16 protein-coding genes are annotated in these 14,344 nt (G+C 69.9%); 8 read left to right on the top strand and 8 right to left on the bottom strand.

What is annotated here, in order from left to right; genetic code table 11:
• Positions 1 to 128: 128 nt before the first annotated feature.
• Positions 129 to 1,154, bottom strand: coding sequence for an ABC transporter substrate-binding protein (locus F6X38_RS08490; RefSeq protein WP_425482840.1), 1,026 nt, complete (start codon positions 1,152 to 1,154; stop codon positions 129 to 131).
• A 383-nt stretch (positions 1,155 to 1,537) separates the two neighbouring features.
• Here F6X38_RS08490 and F6X38_RS08485 point away from each other — a divergent pair, with 383 nt between their 5' ends.
• Genes F6X38_RS08485 through F6X38_RS08475 form a run of 3 tightly spaced genes read left to right on the top strand, consistent with a single transcriptional unit; the run spans position 1,538 to position 4,664 of the window.
• Positions 1,538 to 1,972, top strand: a complete 435-nt coding sequence (locus F6X38_RS08485; protein WP_161992671.1) for a MarR family winged helix-turn-helix transcriptional regulator — start codon at positions 1,538 to 1,540, stop codon at positions 1,970 to 1,972.
• Positions 1,973 to 1,990: 18 nt separating this feature from the next.
• A complete protein-coding gene (locus F6X38_RS08480; protein WP_150969287.1) occupies positions 1,991 to 4,300 on the top strand; it encodes a sensor histidine kinase in 2,310 nt (769 codons plus the stop codon).
• Between the two features lie 13 nt (positions 4,301 to 4,313).
• Positions 4,314 to 4,664, top strand: coding sequence for a response regulator (locus F6X38_RS08475; RefSeq protein ID WP_161992670.1), 351 nt, complete (start codon positions 4,314 to 4,316; stop codon positions 4,662 to 4,664).
• On the opposite strand, the gene F6X38_RS08470 is transcribed toward F6X38_RS08475, so the two are convergent.
• Both F6X38_RS08470 and F6X38_RS08465 read right to left on the bottom strand, forming a co-directional pair.
• The gene (locus tag F6X38_RS08470) at positions 4,661 to 5,380 is read right to left on the bottom strand and encodes an endonuclease/exonuclease/phosphatase family protein (protein WP_150969285.1); all 720 of its coding nucleotides are present in this window, start codon (positions 5,378 to 5,380) and stop codon (positions 4,661 to 4,663) included. The two genes, F6X38_RS08475 and F6X38_RS08470, sit on opposite strands and share 4 nt — an antisense overlap.
• Positions 5,367 to 5,927 carry a sugar transferase gene (locus F6X38_RS08465; protein ID WP_202617951.1) on the bottom strand — a complete coding sequence of 187 codons (561 nt, stop codon included), beginning with the start codon at positions 5,925 to 5,927 and terminating at the stop codon, positions 5,367 to 5,369. Before F6X38_RS08465 ends, F6X38_RS08470 begins: the two co-directional genes overlap by 14 nt.
• 31 nt (positions 5,928 to 5,958) lie before the next feature.
• Between F6X38_RS08465 and F6X38_RS08460 the strand changes: the two genes are divergently transcribed.
• Both F6X38_RS08460 and hemA read left to right on the top strand, forming a co-directional pair.
• The gene (locus F6X38_RS08460; RefSeq protein ID WP_202617950.1) at positions 5,959 to 6,123 is read left to right on the top strand and encodes a hypothetical protein; all 165 of its coding nucleotides are present in this window, start codon (positions 5,959 to 5,961) and stop codon (positions 6,121 to 6,123) included.
• 122 nt (positions 6,124 to 6,245) lie between these two features.
• Entirely contained in the window at positions 6,246 to 7,532 is a 1,287-nt protein-coding gene (gene hemA, locus F6X38_RS08455) for a 5-aminolevulinate synthase (protein ID WP_150969284.1), read from the top strand.
• Between the two features lie 10 nt (positions 7,533 to 7,542).
• On the opposite strand, the gene F6X38_RS08450 is transcribed toward hemA, so the two are convergent.
• The 4 genes from F6X38_RS08450 to F6X38_RS08435 all read right to left on the bottom strand — a co-directional run bounded on the left by F6X38_RS08450 (position 7,543) and on the right by F6X38_RS08435 (position 10,393).
• Entirely contained in the window at positions 7,543 to 8,709 is a 1,167-nt protein-coding gene (locus tag F6X38_RS08450; RefSeq protein WP_150969283.1) for a pyridoxal phosphate-dependent aminotransferase, read from the bottom strand.
• A gap of 81 nt (positions 8,710 to 8,790) precedes the next feature.
• Positions 8,791 to 9,258, bottom strand: coding sequence for a large conductance mechanosensitive channel protein MscL (gene mscL / locus F6X38_RS08445; RefSeq protein WP_150969282.1), 468 nt, complete (start codon positions 9,256 to 9,258; stop codon positions 8,791 to 8,793).
• A 121-nt stretch (positions 9,259 to 9,379) separates the two neighbouring features.
• Positions 9,380 to 9,835, bottom strand: a complete 456-nt coding sequence (locus F6X38_RS08440; protein ID WP_150969281.1) for a secondary thiamine-phosphate synthase enzyme YjbQ — start codon at positions 9,833 to 9,835, stop codon at positions 9,380 to 9,382.
• 87 nt (positions 9,836 to 9,922) lie between these two features.
• Positions 9,923 to 10,393, bottom strand: coding sequence for a hypothetical protein (locus F6X38_RS08435; RefSeq protein ID WP_150969280.1), 471 nt, complete (start codon positions 10,391 to 10,393; stop codon positions 9,923 to 9,925).
• 129 nt (positions 10,394 to 10,522) lie between these two features.
• Here F6X38_RS08435 and F6X38_RS23875 point away from each other — a divergent pair, with 129 nt between their 5' ends.
• Together F6X38_RS23875 and F6X38_RS08430 are read left to right on the top strand one after the other, a co-directional pair.
• The gene (locus tag F6X38_RS23875) at positions 10,523 to 10,876 is read left to right on the top strand and encodes a DUF952 domain-containing protein (protein WP_246191257.1); all 354 of its coding nucleotides are present in this window, start codon (positions 10,523 to 10,525) and stop codon (positions 10,874 to 10,876) included.
• The gene (locus tag F6X38_RS08430; RefSeq protein ID WP_246191256.1) at positions 10,873 to 11,970 is read left to right on the top strand and encodes a quinone-dependent dihydroorotate dehydrogenase; all 1,098 of its coding nucleotides are present in this window, start codon (positions 10,873 to 10,875) and stop codon (positions 11,968 to 11,970) included. Before F6X38_RS23875 ends, F6X38_RS08430 begins: the two co-directional genes overlap by 4 nt.
• On the opposite strand, the gene F6X38_RS08425 is transcribed toward F6X38_RS08430, so the two are convergent.
• A complete protein-coding gene (locus F6X38_RS08425) occupies positions 11,967 to 13,310 on the bottom strand; it encodes an MATE family efflux transporter (RefSeq protein ID WP_150969278.1) in 1,344 nt (447 codons plus the stop codon). The genes F6X38_RS08430 and F6X38_RS08425 overlap by 4 nt on opposite strands.
• A gap of 51 nt (positions 13,311 to 13,361) precedes the next feature.
• Here F6X38_RS08425 and F6X38_RS08420 point away from each other — a divergent pair, with 51 nt between their 5' ends.
• Complete coding sequence (locus F6X38_RS08420; RefSeq protein WP_150969277.1) at positions 13,362 to 14,264, top strand: histone deacetylase family protein; 903 nt, start codon at positions 13,362 to 13,364, stop codon at positions 14,262 to 14,264.
• Positions 14,265 to 14,344: the final 80 nt, after the last annotated feature.

Below are 14,344 nucleotides of genomic sequence, written 5' to 3'. Positions count from 1 at the left end.
GAACGGCGCGCGGTGCGGCATCGGCCTCGAGCGCGCTCATGACGGACTCCCGGAAGCGGTCGAAGGGGAAGGTATCGTCCGGACCAGCATGTCGTTCAGCACTCCCCCTTCGCGCCCGTCTCTCCGTGCTACTTGACGTTCGCCCCCACGGTCTTGTCCCAACCGGCGGCGATCGTCGCCTTGGCGGCGTTCTGCTGGTCGAGCGTCGGGAACACGGCCTTCTCGTAGGCCGAGGCCTCCGGCAGCTTGGCGAGCAGCTCCTGCGGGATCTTGCCGGCCTTCGACAAGGCGTTGAACCGGATCGGGTGGCAGTAGCCCTTCAGCCAGCCGAGCTGGCCTTCGTCGGAATAGAGATATTCCATCCAAAGCTTGGCGGCGTTCGGATGCGGCGCGTAGGCGCTGATCGCCTGCACGTAGACGCCGGCGACGACACCGGTCTTCGGGATGACGATCTCCGTTTCCGGGTTGCCGGCGAGCGTGTCGCGGCCGGCAAGAGCGTTGTAATCCCAATGGATCAGGATCGGCGTCGCACCCTGCGCGATGGAGGCGATCTTGCCGGTCACCGGCACGAAGTTGCCGGACTTGTTGAGCTCCGCGAAGAATTCGAGCCCGGCCTCGGCCGCCTTCGAGGCGTCGCCGCCGGTCTTCGACAGACCCGCCGCGTAGACCCCCTGGATCGCTTGGTTGGCCGTGCGCGGGTCGCCGGCCAGCGCCACCGAATTCGCGTAATCGGGCTTCAGCAGATCCGCCCAGTCGGTCGGAACGTCCTTCACAATGTCCTTGTTCACCTGAAGGGCGAGCACGCCATAGTAGTCGCCGTACCAGTAGCCTTCCGGATCCTTCGCATCCGCCGGGATCTCGTCCCAGGTGGAGACCTTGTAGGGCTGGATCAGCTTGTCGGCCTTGGCGGACGGACCGAAGGACAGGCCGACGTCGATGACGTCGGGCGCCTGCGGGCCCTTGTTGTCCTTGTTGGCCTTGATCGCCTCGATCTCGTCGCCCGAACCCGCGTCGGGGTTCAGCTCGTTGACCGTGATCTCAGGATACTTCTTCTTGAACCCCTCGATCACCGCGCCGTAGCCGCACCAGTCGTGCGGCAGGGCGATCGTGGTGAGCTGCCCTTCCTGCTTGGCGGCCGCGACGAGCTCGTCCATGCCCTGCGCCTGCGCCGCTCCCACGGCATTCGCCGCGACCGCGGCGAGCGCGATCGCCGACGCGGCGCGCTTCAAACCGTTCCCCATTGCCCCATACCCCCTGATCATCGTTCGCCCTCGAACCCCATGCACCGGCTCAGCCGGATGCCGCGGCGCACCTAGCACCGTCATATGACGGTTGGATGTTGCCCGGAATACCGTCCGGCGCAAGCGCCATCCGCGCTCGCGGCGTCGCGTCCGCAGCCGTCGCGAATCAAAGCGGCACCGCGCCGGGCTCATTCGACACAACTCTTGCGCCGTAGCCGGAACAGACTCTACGCTTGTGGCCTGGAAGGCGATCGGCGAATCAGGCAGCGATCGCTTCGGTGGGAGAGTCAGTGTCGTTGACGAGGGAGGCCATCTCAGCCTCGGCGCTTGCCAGTCTCCTGGAACAGGTGGCGCGCCGGATTCACAGCCAAGGCTATGCGGCGGACCTGTTTCCGGCGCAGTGGGCCGCGATCCGCTATCTCGATTCGGCGCCGCCGCAGCTTCGCACCGCGATCGATCTGGCGCGCTTCCAGGGCCTGGCGTCCGGCGCGGTCGCCCGCACCGTCCGCACCCTGATCACGAAAGGGCTGCTCGTGAAGGTCGGCACCATCGGCCGCGGCAGGGCCGAGCAGCTCGATCTCACCGAGGAAGGTCAGAAGCTCCTGGCGGAGGATCCGCTGCATGACATCGCGAAGGCGCTCGAAACCCTGAACCGCAGCGAGCGGGAAAGCCTCGCGCAGAGCCTCGAGATCGCCATTCGGGCGACGATGCCCGAGCAGGAAACCGGCTGACGCGCGGGGAGCGCGACCATGCTTCCCAAGGTCCGGACATTCCTGCTTCTCGCCGTCCTCACGCTTCTCGGTGCCTGTTCGGCCTTGGAGGACGATAAGGTCATCTTCCTCGGCGACGCGGCAAAAGCCTATGTCGACATGTCCGGCACGCTCGGTCTCGACGAGGCCGTGCGGCGGCAGGGCGAGCTCTTCGGCGACATGGCGGCGGTGCGCGGTGCCTGGTCCTTCCCTTCGGCGGCCCGCATCTGGATCGCCCTGCCGATGCCCGACGCGCGGCGATTGGTCGCTTCGGGCTGGCGGGGAACCTTCGGCGTGGTGATCAAGGAGCCGCGCATCCAGCATATCGAGGCGGCCGCCGTCACGCCCGCCGGCATCGTCACCCGGAGCTGGGACTGGAACGACGAGCGCCGTCGCGCCGGCAACGGCTATCGCTATCCGTTCATCGGTTTCGAGCCGGACGACATCGACGACGGCACGGTGTTCCTGCGCATCCAGACGCGGCTGCCGTTCGAGAACGCGTTCTGGCTGACGGACTTCCAGAACTTCTTCGGCAAGTACAACGTCGAGACGACGCTCCTTTCCGTCATCATCGGCGTGAAGGTCGCCGTCCTCATCTATATCCTGACGCTCGCGGTCTCGCTGCGCCGCGCGACGAACGCCTGGCTCGGAGCCTGCATGGCTTCGGGTCTGATCTACGTGCTGTGCGAGAGCGGCTTCCTCGAAGCCCAGCTCTGGCCGGGGCGTGCGGAGCTGGCGCAGTCGCTGGCGCTGGGGATGCGCCCGCTGCTCCAGGCCACCATCGTGATGTTCTCGGTGAACTTCCTCGGTCTGTACCAGCATCGCTCCGCGACGACCAAGGCGGCGTGGACCGTGGCGGCGATCCTTTTCGCGCTCGCCGTGGCGAGCCTCGCCAGCCTCGAGCTCGCCCTCGCGATCCGCCCGTTTGTGATTCCCGTTCTCGGCACCGCGACGATGCTCGTCCTCGGCGCGCTCGGGGTGGCGGCCGCGCGTCTGCGGCGCAGGCGGCTCGCCTTCTTCGCGACGGCCTGGACGCCCACCCTCCTGACGATCGCGGTCACCTTCGTCGTGCGGGGGCAGCCGAATTTCGGCGGCGCCTCGCTCACCGAGGACGGCGTGTTCCTCGGCATCTCGCTGTCGTTGATCCTCTTCACGATCTACGCTTCCTTCGATGTCCGGCAGCGCGAGAAGCTGCTCAGGCGGCAGATCCTCGACAATGTCGACCGCTTCCGCGGCTTCGCCGAGATCGGAACCGACGGCTTCTGGGAGATCGACGGCACCGGCCGGCTGACCTTCCTGTCGGGGCGCGAGATCGGCCCGACGCGCCTCGCCCTCGGCGAGGTGCTGACGGACCGCCTGGAGGAGGCCGCCTCCGCCGACTACGTGCGCCCGATCCGCGAGACGATCGCCGGGCGGCTGCCGTTCGACGACCGGCGCATGCGCCTCGGCGAGGGCGAGCGCGACGTCTGGATCAGCATCAGCGGCCGGGCCATCGTCGGCGCGCCCGACGGCCAGGCCGGCGTCGGCGTCTATCGCGGCGTCATCCGCGACGTGACGGAGGAAACGGAGCGGGAAAGCCGCCGCGTGATGGAACAGCAGATGCTGGCGCTCGGCCAGCTCGTCGGCAGCGTCGCGCACGAGGTCAACAACCTGATCCACCCGATCGTCAACCTGACGAAGCGCCTGCGCAACCGCCGCACCGGCGCCGGCGCCGAGGACGCCGAGTCGATCCGCATCATGGACCTCATCGACACGTCGAGCCGGCAGGCGGCGAAGGTCGTGTCGGAACTCCTGCGTTCGACCCGCGACCAGCGCTGGAAGGACATCGACCGCCCGCTGTCGCTCGCCGTCGAATACAGCGTCGAGGCGGTGCGCCCGGCCCTGCCGGCGAGCGTCAAGCTGGACATCGTCACCGAGGACGTGTCGAATCCGACCGTGAAGATGGGCGACATCCTGCAGGTCGTCGGCAATCTCGTCTCGAACGCCGTCCATGCCATGGATGGGCGCGGTCAGGTCGCGATCGCGCTGACGTCGCAGCCGGAGGGCGCGCGGCTCACCGTGTCGGACGACGGCGCCGGCATGGACGAGAGCGTGCGGATGCGCGCGATGCAGCCCTTCTTCACGACCAAGACGGACGGACGAGGGACCGGAGTCGGCCTCTACGTCGTTCAAAGGATCGTGCGCGACTACGGCGGCTGGATCACGATCGATTCGACGCCAGGTCTCGGGACGACATTCACGATCCTGTTTCCGTTTCGAAAGGAAGACGATGGAATCAGCGGGGAAAACGCGGTCGGCGCTCGTGGTTGACGACGTGCCGATGATGCGCGAATCGCTTGCGCTCGCCCTCGGCGACGCGGGCTTCGAGGTATCCACGGCCGGCAACGGCAAGGAAGCGCTGGAACTCCTGCAGACGCGCGAGTTCGACGTCCTGATCACCGACATGTGGATGCCGGAGATGGACGGGCTGCGCCTCCTGAAGGAGATCCGCGGCAAGAACCCGGCGATGCGCATCTTCGGCATCACCGGCGGCGGTCCGCGCCTGACGATCGAGACGATGAGCTCGCTCGCCGAAATCTGGGGCGCGGAACGGGTGTTCCTGAAACCGTTCGACGACGACGATCTGATCGCCGCGATCGAGGCGCCGCGCGGCGACGCTTCCGGCAACGGCTAGCGGAGCGCGAGCATCGCCGCGAGCGGCAGGTGGTCGGAGGACCGGCGCGCCCGCGCCTCCAGCGTCAGGTCGATCGAAACCGGGGCGAGCGGGATCCCGGCCGAGGCGTAGATCCGGTCCATCGGCACGAACGGGCGGCGTGCCGGCCAGGTGGGCAGGCTCGCGACGTTCGGCAGCGCCGCGCCGAGGAACCGTGCGACGGAGCCGTTTCTGCGCCAGTCGTTGAAGTCGCCGAGCGCGACCGTCGGCAGTTCGCGCTCGGCCGGGAGCGCCGCGAGGAACGCGGACTGGCGCTTGCGGTCGCCCGGCGCGAGGCCGAAATGGGTGGCGAGGACGCGCAAACGCCCGAGCGGCGTTTCCGCCACTGCGTCGATCACGGCGCGCGGCTCGATGCGCCCGCCCGGCAGGCGACGCACCGCCACCTCGCCGAGCGGCCAGCGGCTCCAGAGCAGGTGGCCGTAGGCGCCCTCCCCGCGCCCCGTCAGCCGCGCCTCGGCGACATGGCCGCCGAGAAGAGCGGCGAGCCGCTCGAAGGCGCCCGGCCGCCGCCCGGCCCAGGCGCGGCCATCCACCTCCTGCAGCGCCAGAATGTCGGGCGCGAGGCTCGCGATCACCGTGGCGACGCGGTCGAGGTCGCAGCGCCGGTCGGCACCGACGCCGCCGTGGATGTTCCAGGTGACGACGCGGATCGCGGCGCTCGCCTCACCGCGCGACATGGTCGCCCTGCCCGCCGCCGAGCACCGTCCGCAGGATGATCCCGAGATCGCCGAAGAAGGAGCGGGTCGCGATATAGCTGGCGTCGACCTCCGCCAGCCGTTCCGGCGTCGACATGTCGACACCCGTCACCTGCGCCAGCCCCGTGATGCCGGGCCGCGCGGCGAGGACGCCGAGGCGTTCGCGCGCCGCGATCACGTCGTCCTGGATGGGAAGGCAGGGGCGCGGGCCGACGAGGCTCATCTCGCCCTTCAGAACGTTCCAAAGCTGCGGCAACTCGTCCAGCTTGTAGCGGCGCAGCCGGCCGCCGAGCCGCGTCACCGCGCTCGCCGGCGTGTCGTGCGTAGCCTGGCTCCGCGTCTCGACGCCCATCGTGCGCAGCTTGCAGCAGACGAACGGCACCCCGTTGCGGCCGACGCGCTCCTGGCGGAAAATGCCCGGGCCCGGCGAATCGCGACGCACGAGGACGGCGAGCAGGAGGATCGCCCAGCCGAGCACCAGCAGCCCGCCAAGGCTCGCTGCCACGTCGAAGGCCCGCTTCAGCGCCATCCCGCCCCCATCCGCATCCGGCTCCCGCCCCTTGACCGACGACCGACCGCCCAAACCCGACAAGCGCCGCGAGCGGCTGGAAGCGCAACTGCGCGAAAACCTGAAGCGGCGCAAGGAGCAGGCGCGGGCCCGCCGCGAACCGCCGCAGGACGACGCGGCGGACGACGCCCCGCCCGGCGAGACGGCCGACGGTTGATCACGTCCTCGCGAGCTTCCGGAAACCCGGCGATCGGGGCCGGGATGCGCGTTTTCGCATACCTGTCCGGCGTGGACAGGCCCGGCGCGGCACCTTAGAACCGCTCTCGACAGGAGTGCCGCATGACCGACTACCGTGGCCTGTTCGAGGCCGCCATCGAATCCCTGCATGCCGAACGCCGCTACCGCGTCTTCGCCGATCTCGAGCGGATCGCCGGGCGGTTTCCGCAGGCGGTCTGGCGAAACGGCGGAGAGGCGCGCGAGATCACCGTCTGGTGCTCGAACGACTATCTCGGCATGGGTCAGCATCCGGCCGTGGTTGGGGCGATGCGCGACGCGGTCGAGACGATGGGCACGGGCGCCGGCGGCACCCGCAACATCTCCGGCACGAACCACCCGCTGGTCGCGCTGGAGGCCGAACTCGCCGACCTCCACGGCAAGGAAGCGGCGCTGGTCTTCACCTCCGGCTTCGTGTCGAACGAGGCTTCGATCTCGACCATCGCGAAGCTCCTGCCGAACTGCCTGATCCTGTCGGACGAGCTGAACCACGCTTCCATGATCGAAGGCGTGCGCAAGTCCGGCGCGGCGAAGCAGATCTTCCGCCACAACGACGTCCGGCACCTCGAAGAACTGCTGAAGGCCGCCGGCCCCGACCGGCCGAAGCTGATTGTCTTCGAGAGCGTCTATTCCATGGACGGCGACGTCGCGCCGATCGAAGCGATCTGCGATCTGGCGGTCCGCTACGGCGCGATGACCTATATCGACGAGGTCCATGCGGTCGGTATGTACGGTCCGCGCGGCGGCGGCATCGCCGAACGTGAGGGCCTGATGGGCCGGCTCGACGTGATCGAGGGCACGCTGGCGAAGGCCTTCGGCGTCCTCGGCGGCTATATCGCCGGATCGAGGGCGGTGATCGATGCGGTGCGCTCCTATGCGCCGGGCTTTATCTTCACCACCGCGCTGCCGCCGGCCCTCGCCGCCGCGGCCACCGCCTCCATCCGCCACCTGAAAGTCTCGGGCACCGAGCGCGCGGCGCAGCAGCGTCAGGCAGCGCGCGCCAAGGCGGTGCTCGGCGCGGCCAAGCTGCCGGTGATGCCGTCCGACACCCACATCGTGCCGCTGCTCGTCGGCGATCCCGAACTCTGCAAGGCAGCCAGCGACCGGCTCCTGGAGCGGCATGGCATCTATATCCAGCCGATCAACTACCCGACCGTGCCGCGCGGCACGGAGCGGCTGCGGATCACGCCGACGCCGCTCCACGACGATGCCCATGTGGAAAGGCTCCGCGACGCCCTCGTCGAGACCTGGGGCGCACTCGGCATCCCGTTCGGCCGCATCGACACGGGCGTCGACAAGCGCGCGGACGCGAACAGCGCCCTGCCTTTCCTCGCCGCCAAGGCCGGCGGCTAAGGGCCGCGCTTCAGCGCTTCCTGATCCAGTCCGCCAGCCGACCGGCTGCCGCTTCGACCTGATCGAGCCGGCGGTGGAAGCAGGCGCGCATGAAGCGCGGCGCGGACGGGCCGAAGGCGGTGCCGGGCGCGAGCCCGACCCGCGCGTCGTCGAGAAGTTGGAAGGCGGCGGCCCGCGTGTCCTCCACTCCGTCGATCGCGAAGAAGGCGTAGAACGCGCCGTCCGGCGGCGTCAGCGCCACGCGGTTGGTGGCGGTGAGCGCCTCGCAGAAGATGTCGCGCGCCTGTTTCGCTCGCTCGACCTGGGCGGCGATGAACTCTTCGCCGCCCTCCAGCGCCGCGACCGCGCCGCGCTGCATGAAGGCGGCGACGCCCGAGGTCGAATACTGCATCAGGTTCTCGATCACCGGGCCGAAGGCGGGCGGCGCCTCGATCCAGCCGATGCGCCAGCCGGTCATCGCCCAGTTCTTCGAAAAGGAGTTGACGAAGATCACCGGCTCGTCCGCCTCCATCACGTCGTGGAACGAGGGGGCGCGGCCGCCGGCATAGTGGAAGCGGCTGTAGATCTCGTCGGCGACGAGCGTGACGTCGGTCTCACGCACGAGGCCCATGATGTCGCGCAGCGTGTCGGTGGAGGCCGTCCAGCCGGTCGGGTTCGACGGCGTGTTGACGAAGAGCACTCGCGCGCGAGGGCCGAGCGCCTGCCGCAGCTTGTCGATGTCGAGCCGCCAGCCGCCCTCCGTCCAGTCGAGCGCCACCTCGCGCGAGACGGCGCCGGCGACGCCGACCGCCGCCGCGAAGTTCGGCCAGGCAGGTCCGACATGCACGACCTCGTCGCCCTCGCCGGCGAGCGAGGCGACCGCCATCTGGATCGCGTGCATGCCCGACGCCGTGACGAAGAAGCGGTCGGGCGAAAGCTCCTGCCCGTAGAGGCGGCTCGCATAGAGGCCAAGCGCCTGCCGGAGTTCCGGGATGCCCCGCTGCCAGGTGTAGAAGGTCTCGCCCGCTTCCAGCGACCGCGCCGCCGCGTCCGCGATGAACCGCGGCGTCGAGAGATCGCCCTCGCCCGCCCAGAGCGGGATGACGCCGTCAAGCCCGCGCCCGTGGTTCATCACGGCGACGATGCCGCTTTCGGGCGCCGTCGCCGCTCGGGCGTGCAGGCGGGCAAGAGGATCCATGGAAGGGCTTTCGGGATGCGCCAAGCGGGAAGGCGCTTCCCCTCGCGCGTTCGCGCGGCCCCGTCAATCCGCCGGCATGCGTCAGACCGGGCTGCCGCCGAGCGTCGGCCGCACCGGCGCGGGCCCGGACCCGGTTCGCGCCGCGAGAAGGTCGCGGATCTCGCCGAGCAGCTTCTCCTCCGCCGGCACTTCCTTGATCTCGTCGGGCTTGGCTTCTTCCTTGCGCTTCAGGCGGTTCATACCCTTCACGATCAGGAACAGGATGAAGGCGACGATCACGAAGTTGATGAGGAGCGTGATGAACTTGCCGTAGGCGATCACCGCGCCCTGCTCGCGCGCGGCGTCGAGCGAGGTCGCCGTGACGTTGCCGGACAGGGCGACGAACTTGTTCGAGAAGTCGATGCCGCCGGTGATGAGCCCGACGATCGGCATGATGATGTCGGAGACGATCGACTGGACGAGACCAGAAAAGGCCGCGCCGATGATGATGCCGATCGCCAGATCGACCATGTTGCCCTTCAGGGCGAATTCCTTAAATTCCTTCAGCATGGGAAACCATCCTCCGGCACACGCGGAAGCAACCGCGCATTGCGGATGACTAGGCCTCTCGCCTCCTCCGGCAACATCCCTGCCGCGACGGAAGCGTTTATCCCCAGCTAAATCGCGACGCTCAGTCGCGGCCGGCGATCACGGCCTTGCCGGGCGGGGCGGCGCGCGTGCCGGAAAAATGCAGCAGCACTTCGCGGGTGTGCGGCCGCGCCCGGTGCTCCACCACGTAGAGGCTCTGCCAGGTCCCGAGCGCCAGCCGACCGCGCAGGACCGGGATCGCCATGCTCGTCTGCATCAGGACGGCCTTGATGTGCGCCGGCATGTCGTCCGGCCCCTCCACCGAATGGCGGTAGAGCGGGCCGGCGGGGGCGAGGCGGTCCATCGCGTCGAGGAGGTCGGCGCGTACGTCCGGGTCGGCGTTCTCCTGGATGGCGAGCGAGGCCGAGGTGTGCCGGATGAACGCGGTCAGGAGACCGTCGCCCGCCTCGAAGGCGTCGAGCCGGTCCTGGACGGCCGAGGAGATGTCCAGCATCGAACGCGGCTTGGTGCGGATCGACAGCGTTTCGATGAACTGCATCGGCCTTTGACAATGTCGGGCGGGATCGGGCGGCTTTCGAAGGGAATGCCACGGGATCGCCCGGGCGACAATCGTCCCGGCCGCCGTTCAGGTCCGGTCGGGGCTCGTCTCGCTGCCGCCGTCCTCGTGCTCGAACTCGCGGGCGATGTCGCGAAAGGCGCGGAACACCCGCTTCACCCGGCCGATCGCCTTGTCGAGCTCGGCATCCGTATCGTCGCGGCCCGCCCTTTCCGTCGTGGAAGGATTCGGCGACGCCTCGTCGTCTTCGTAGGCGCCGGAGTCGCGCCGCGACTGGTCCTTACCGTCGTCGCCCTCGGCGCCGTCGTCCGCGGGCGGCGCGGCGGCGGTGTCGTCCGCGTCCTCGCTCGGCCGGCACTTCAGCGCACCGCCTTCGACGCGGCAGAGACTGACGTCGCCGGTGACGGTATCGAGCCGCGCGACGCCGCCCGGCACCGGCTGCATCTGGTACCGGCCCGGCTGGTTCGGCCCCGGAACGAGGCTCTGCGCCGCGGCCGGCGCGGCGGCGAGAAGGAGGGCGAGGACGATCGCTGCTTTCATGGGGTTCCTCCCGCTGCCGAAGAATGGCCTTGCGCCGAGGCTATGCGCGCCCACGGCGGCGACAATCGGGCCGCTTTGCCGCCTCGGCCTCGATTGACGGGGAAAACCGGCTCTGGCACGGCTCGCGGCATGGCTTCCGACGAACCCGTCTACAAGATCGTGCCCGCCGCCCTCTGGAAGGAAGTGGAGCGCTCCGGCGTCTTCGAAGGCGCGCCCGTCGACCGGGCCGACGGCTTCATCCATTTCTCCACCGCCTCCCAGGTGCGCGAAACGGCGCGGCGGCACTTCGCCGGCGAGGGCGATCTCCTGCTCGTGGCGGTCGATCCGGCTTCCCTCGGCGCGGCGCTGCGCTGGGAGCCCTCGCGCGGCGGCGACCTCTTTCCGCATCTCTACGCTTCGCTCCCCGTCGCCGCGGCGGTCTGGGCGAAGCCGCTGCCGCTCGGGGCCGACGGCGCGCACGCCTTTCCGGACGACGTGCCGTGAAGCGCGCCTACGCGCTTGCGCGCCCCTTCCTCTTCCGCCTCGATCCGGAGCGCGCGCATCGCCTGTCGATCCGGGCGCTTCGGCACGGGCTGGTACCGCGCATCGACGTGCCCGTGGACAGCCGGCTGAGGGTCGAGGCCGCGGGCCTGACCTTTCCGAACCCGCTCGGCCTCGCCGCCGGCTACGACAAGGACGCCGAGGTGCCGGACGCGGTGCTGCGCCTCGGCTTCGGCTTCGCCGAGGTCGGCACGCTGACGCCGCTGCCGCAGGCCGGCAACCCGCCGCCGCGCGTGTTCCGGCTGCCCGGTCAGCACGCCATCATCAACCGGCTCGGCTTCAACAACGACGGCCATGCCGACGCCTACGAGCGGCTGCTCGCGCGCCGGCGGAAGGCCGGAATCGTCGGCGTGAATGTCGGGGCGAACAAGGACTCGGCCGACCGGATCGCCGACTACGTCGCCGGCATCAACCGCTTCGAGCCTGTGGCGAGCTACCTCACCGTCAACATCTCCTCGCCGAACACGCCGGGCCTGCGCAAGCTCCAGACCGGCGAGGACCTGAACCGCCTGCTGGAGGCCGTCGTCGCCGCGCGCAACGGCTTCGCGGCCGTGACCGCGACGCCCAGGAAGCCCGTCTTCGTCAAGGTCGCGCCGGACCTGCAGCGCGAGGATATCGCGGAAATCTCTCACGCCGTCGCCACCTACCATGTCGACGGGCTGATCGTGTCGAACACCACGATCGGGCGCGACACGCTGCCGGCCGGCGCGGAGCATCGCGAGGAGACGGGCGGGCTCAGCGGCCGCCCGTTGTTCCGCCGCTCGACCTGGGTGCTCGCGGCCTTCCGCCGGGCGCTGGGGCCGGACGTCGCGCTGATCGGTGCCGGCGGCGTCGATTCGGCGGCGCGGGCGGTGGAGAAGATCGAGGCGGGCGCCGATCTCGTGCAGCTCTACACCGGTCTCGTCTACGGCGGCTGGACGCTGCCTTCCACGATCCTCGGTGGCCTCGGCCGCCACATGGAACTCGAAGGCGTCCGGCGCATCCGGGACCTCCGCGACCGGACGACCGACAAGGTGCTGTCGGCGGGCCCGGGCTAGTTTCCGAATGTCCGCCTGCGGTGCGCCGGCGTCGCGGCGAGGAGCGTGAAGCCGCGCAGCGCCAGGAAGAGCTGCAGCGCCGCCCAGAGGCCGTGATTGCCGAAGGCCGGCAGCAGCGCATAGGCCGCGAGCGCGAAGAGGAGTGCCGACAGGAGCATCATGTTCCGCATGGTCGCCGACCATGTCGCGCCGATGAAGACGCCGTCCATCAGGAAGGCCAGCGCGCCGGCGAAGCAGGAAAAGGCGGCCCAGCCGATGTAGGGCGCTGCCGCGGCGCGCACCGGCGTGTCTGTGGTGAGGAAGGAGACAACCGTCTCGCCGCTCGCGAAGAACAGGAGCGCCAGGAGGGCCGACATCACCAGTCCCCAGCGGATGGTCAGCGTCACGGAGCGGTCGAAGGCCGGCCGCCAGTTCGCCCCGACCGCGCGGCCGACGAGCTGTTCGGACGCGTTGGCGAGCCCGTCGAGGAAATAGCCGCCGACCATGAACATCGTCAGCAGCACGCCGTTGGCGGCGAGCGTCAGGCTGCCCAGCGACGCGCCGAGCCGCGTGAAGAGCGCATAGGCGGCGAGGAGGCAGAAGGAGCGGATCATGATGTCGCGGTTCACCGCGACCATGCGCCCGAAGGACGGCCGGTCGAGCACGCGCGTGAGCGCCGGCCGGCGGTGCCGGTCGAAGCCGGCGAGGACGATGCCGAGGCCGACGAGCGCGCCGATCGCCTCGCCGGTCGCGGTGCCGAGCGCGACGCCCGCGATGCCGCCCTCCAGCACGAGGCCGAACAGGATCGAGAAGACGATGTTCGCGCCGTTGATCAGGAGCTGGAGCAGGAGCCCGAGCGTCGCTCGCCCGCGTCCCAGCACGTATCCCAGCACCGCGAAGTTGAGGAGCGAGAAGGGCGCGGCCAGCATCCGCCAGAACACGTAGGTGCGCGTCGCCCCGGCGACGCCCTCGTCCGGCGCGATCGCGAGGAGCCCGAGGAAGCTGACGGCGGGCTCGGCGAGGATGAGGAGCAGCCCGAGACCGAGCGACAGGATGGTCGCGCGCCAGAAGGTCGCCTGCATCTCGGTCTCGTCGCCGGCCCCGAAGGCCTGCGCGGTGAGGCCGGTCGTGCCGGTGCGCACGAAGTTGAAGGTCTGGAAGGCGAAGTCGAAGATCAGCGAGCCGACCACCAGCCCGCCGAGTGCGGTCGCATCGCCGACGCGCCCGATCACCGCGGTGTCGGTGATGCCGAGCAGCGGCTGCGTCAGGAAGGCGAGCGTCATCGGCAGCGCGATCCGGAGGACCTCGCGGTTCGTCACGTCGAACGGCCGCTGCGCCGCGCTTTCGGTCGCGCTCGTCATGCCCCCTCCCCGTCTCGCCCGCCCTGGGCTCACGCCTTATCTGGCACCGCGATGCGGCTGCCGATCGTCCACCATCCGGCCTTCGATGCGCGGTTCGACGCGAAGCACCGCTTCCCGATGTCGAAGTTCTCGCGTCTGGCGGAAATCCTCGTCGAGGACCGGCTGGTGGGCGCGAACGGCTTCGCGGTGCCCGACCCCGCTCCCGAAGGCTGGCTGTGTCTCGCCCATTCGCGGACGTATGTCGAGGCGGTGCTCGCCGCCGCGGTGCCGCGCGCGACCGAGAGGGCGATCGGTTTCCCGGTGGACGAGCGGGTGGCGCTCCGGTCCCGCACCGCGACGGGCGGCACGGTGCTCGCCGCGCGGCTCGCGCTCCGGCACGGCCTCGCCTGCAACACGGCCGGCGGCAGCCACCATGCGAGCCGCACCGGCGGCGCGGGCTTCTCGGTGTTCAACGACGTCGCGGTGGCGGCCAGCGTGCTTCTCGCGGAAGGCGAGGTCGGCCGCGTCCTCGTCTTCGACTGCGACGTCCACCAGGGCGACGGCACGGCGCTGATCTTCGCCGGGACGCCGCGCGTCTTCACGCTCTCGATCCATGCGGCGAAGAACTATCCCGACGTGAAGCCGCCGTCCGACCTCGACATCGCGCTGCCGGACGGCACCGGCGACGCGGACTACCTCGCCGTTCTCCGCGACGCGCTGGAGCGGGGCTTCGCCGAAGCGCGGCCCGACCTCGTGTTCTTCAATGCCGGGGTGGACCCGCACGCCGCCGACCGGCTCGGCCGCCTCGCCTTGAGCGACGAAGGCCTCGCCGAGCGCGACCGGCGGGTGATCGGCTTCTTCCGGGAGCGGAACGTGCCGGTCGCCGGCGTCATCGGCGGCGGCTATTCCACCGACATCGAGGTGCTGTCGCGCCGGCACACGATCCTGCACCGCGTGGCCACCGAATTCGTCTGAGGACGGAGGGCCGTTCCGCCGCCGGGCGCCGGGAACTGTCACCGACCTGACATGGAGACCGGCTACTCCGCCGCCGTCCT

This window comes from Plantimonas leprariae, assembly GCF_008802405.1.
In the GTDB taxonomy this organism is placed as follows: Bacteria; Pseudomonadota; Alphaproteobacteria; order Rhizobiales; family Rhizobiaceae; genus Plantimonas; species Plantimonas leprariae.
This window is presented reverse-complemented; position numbering and strand designations above follow the sequence as displayed.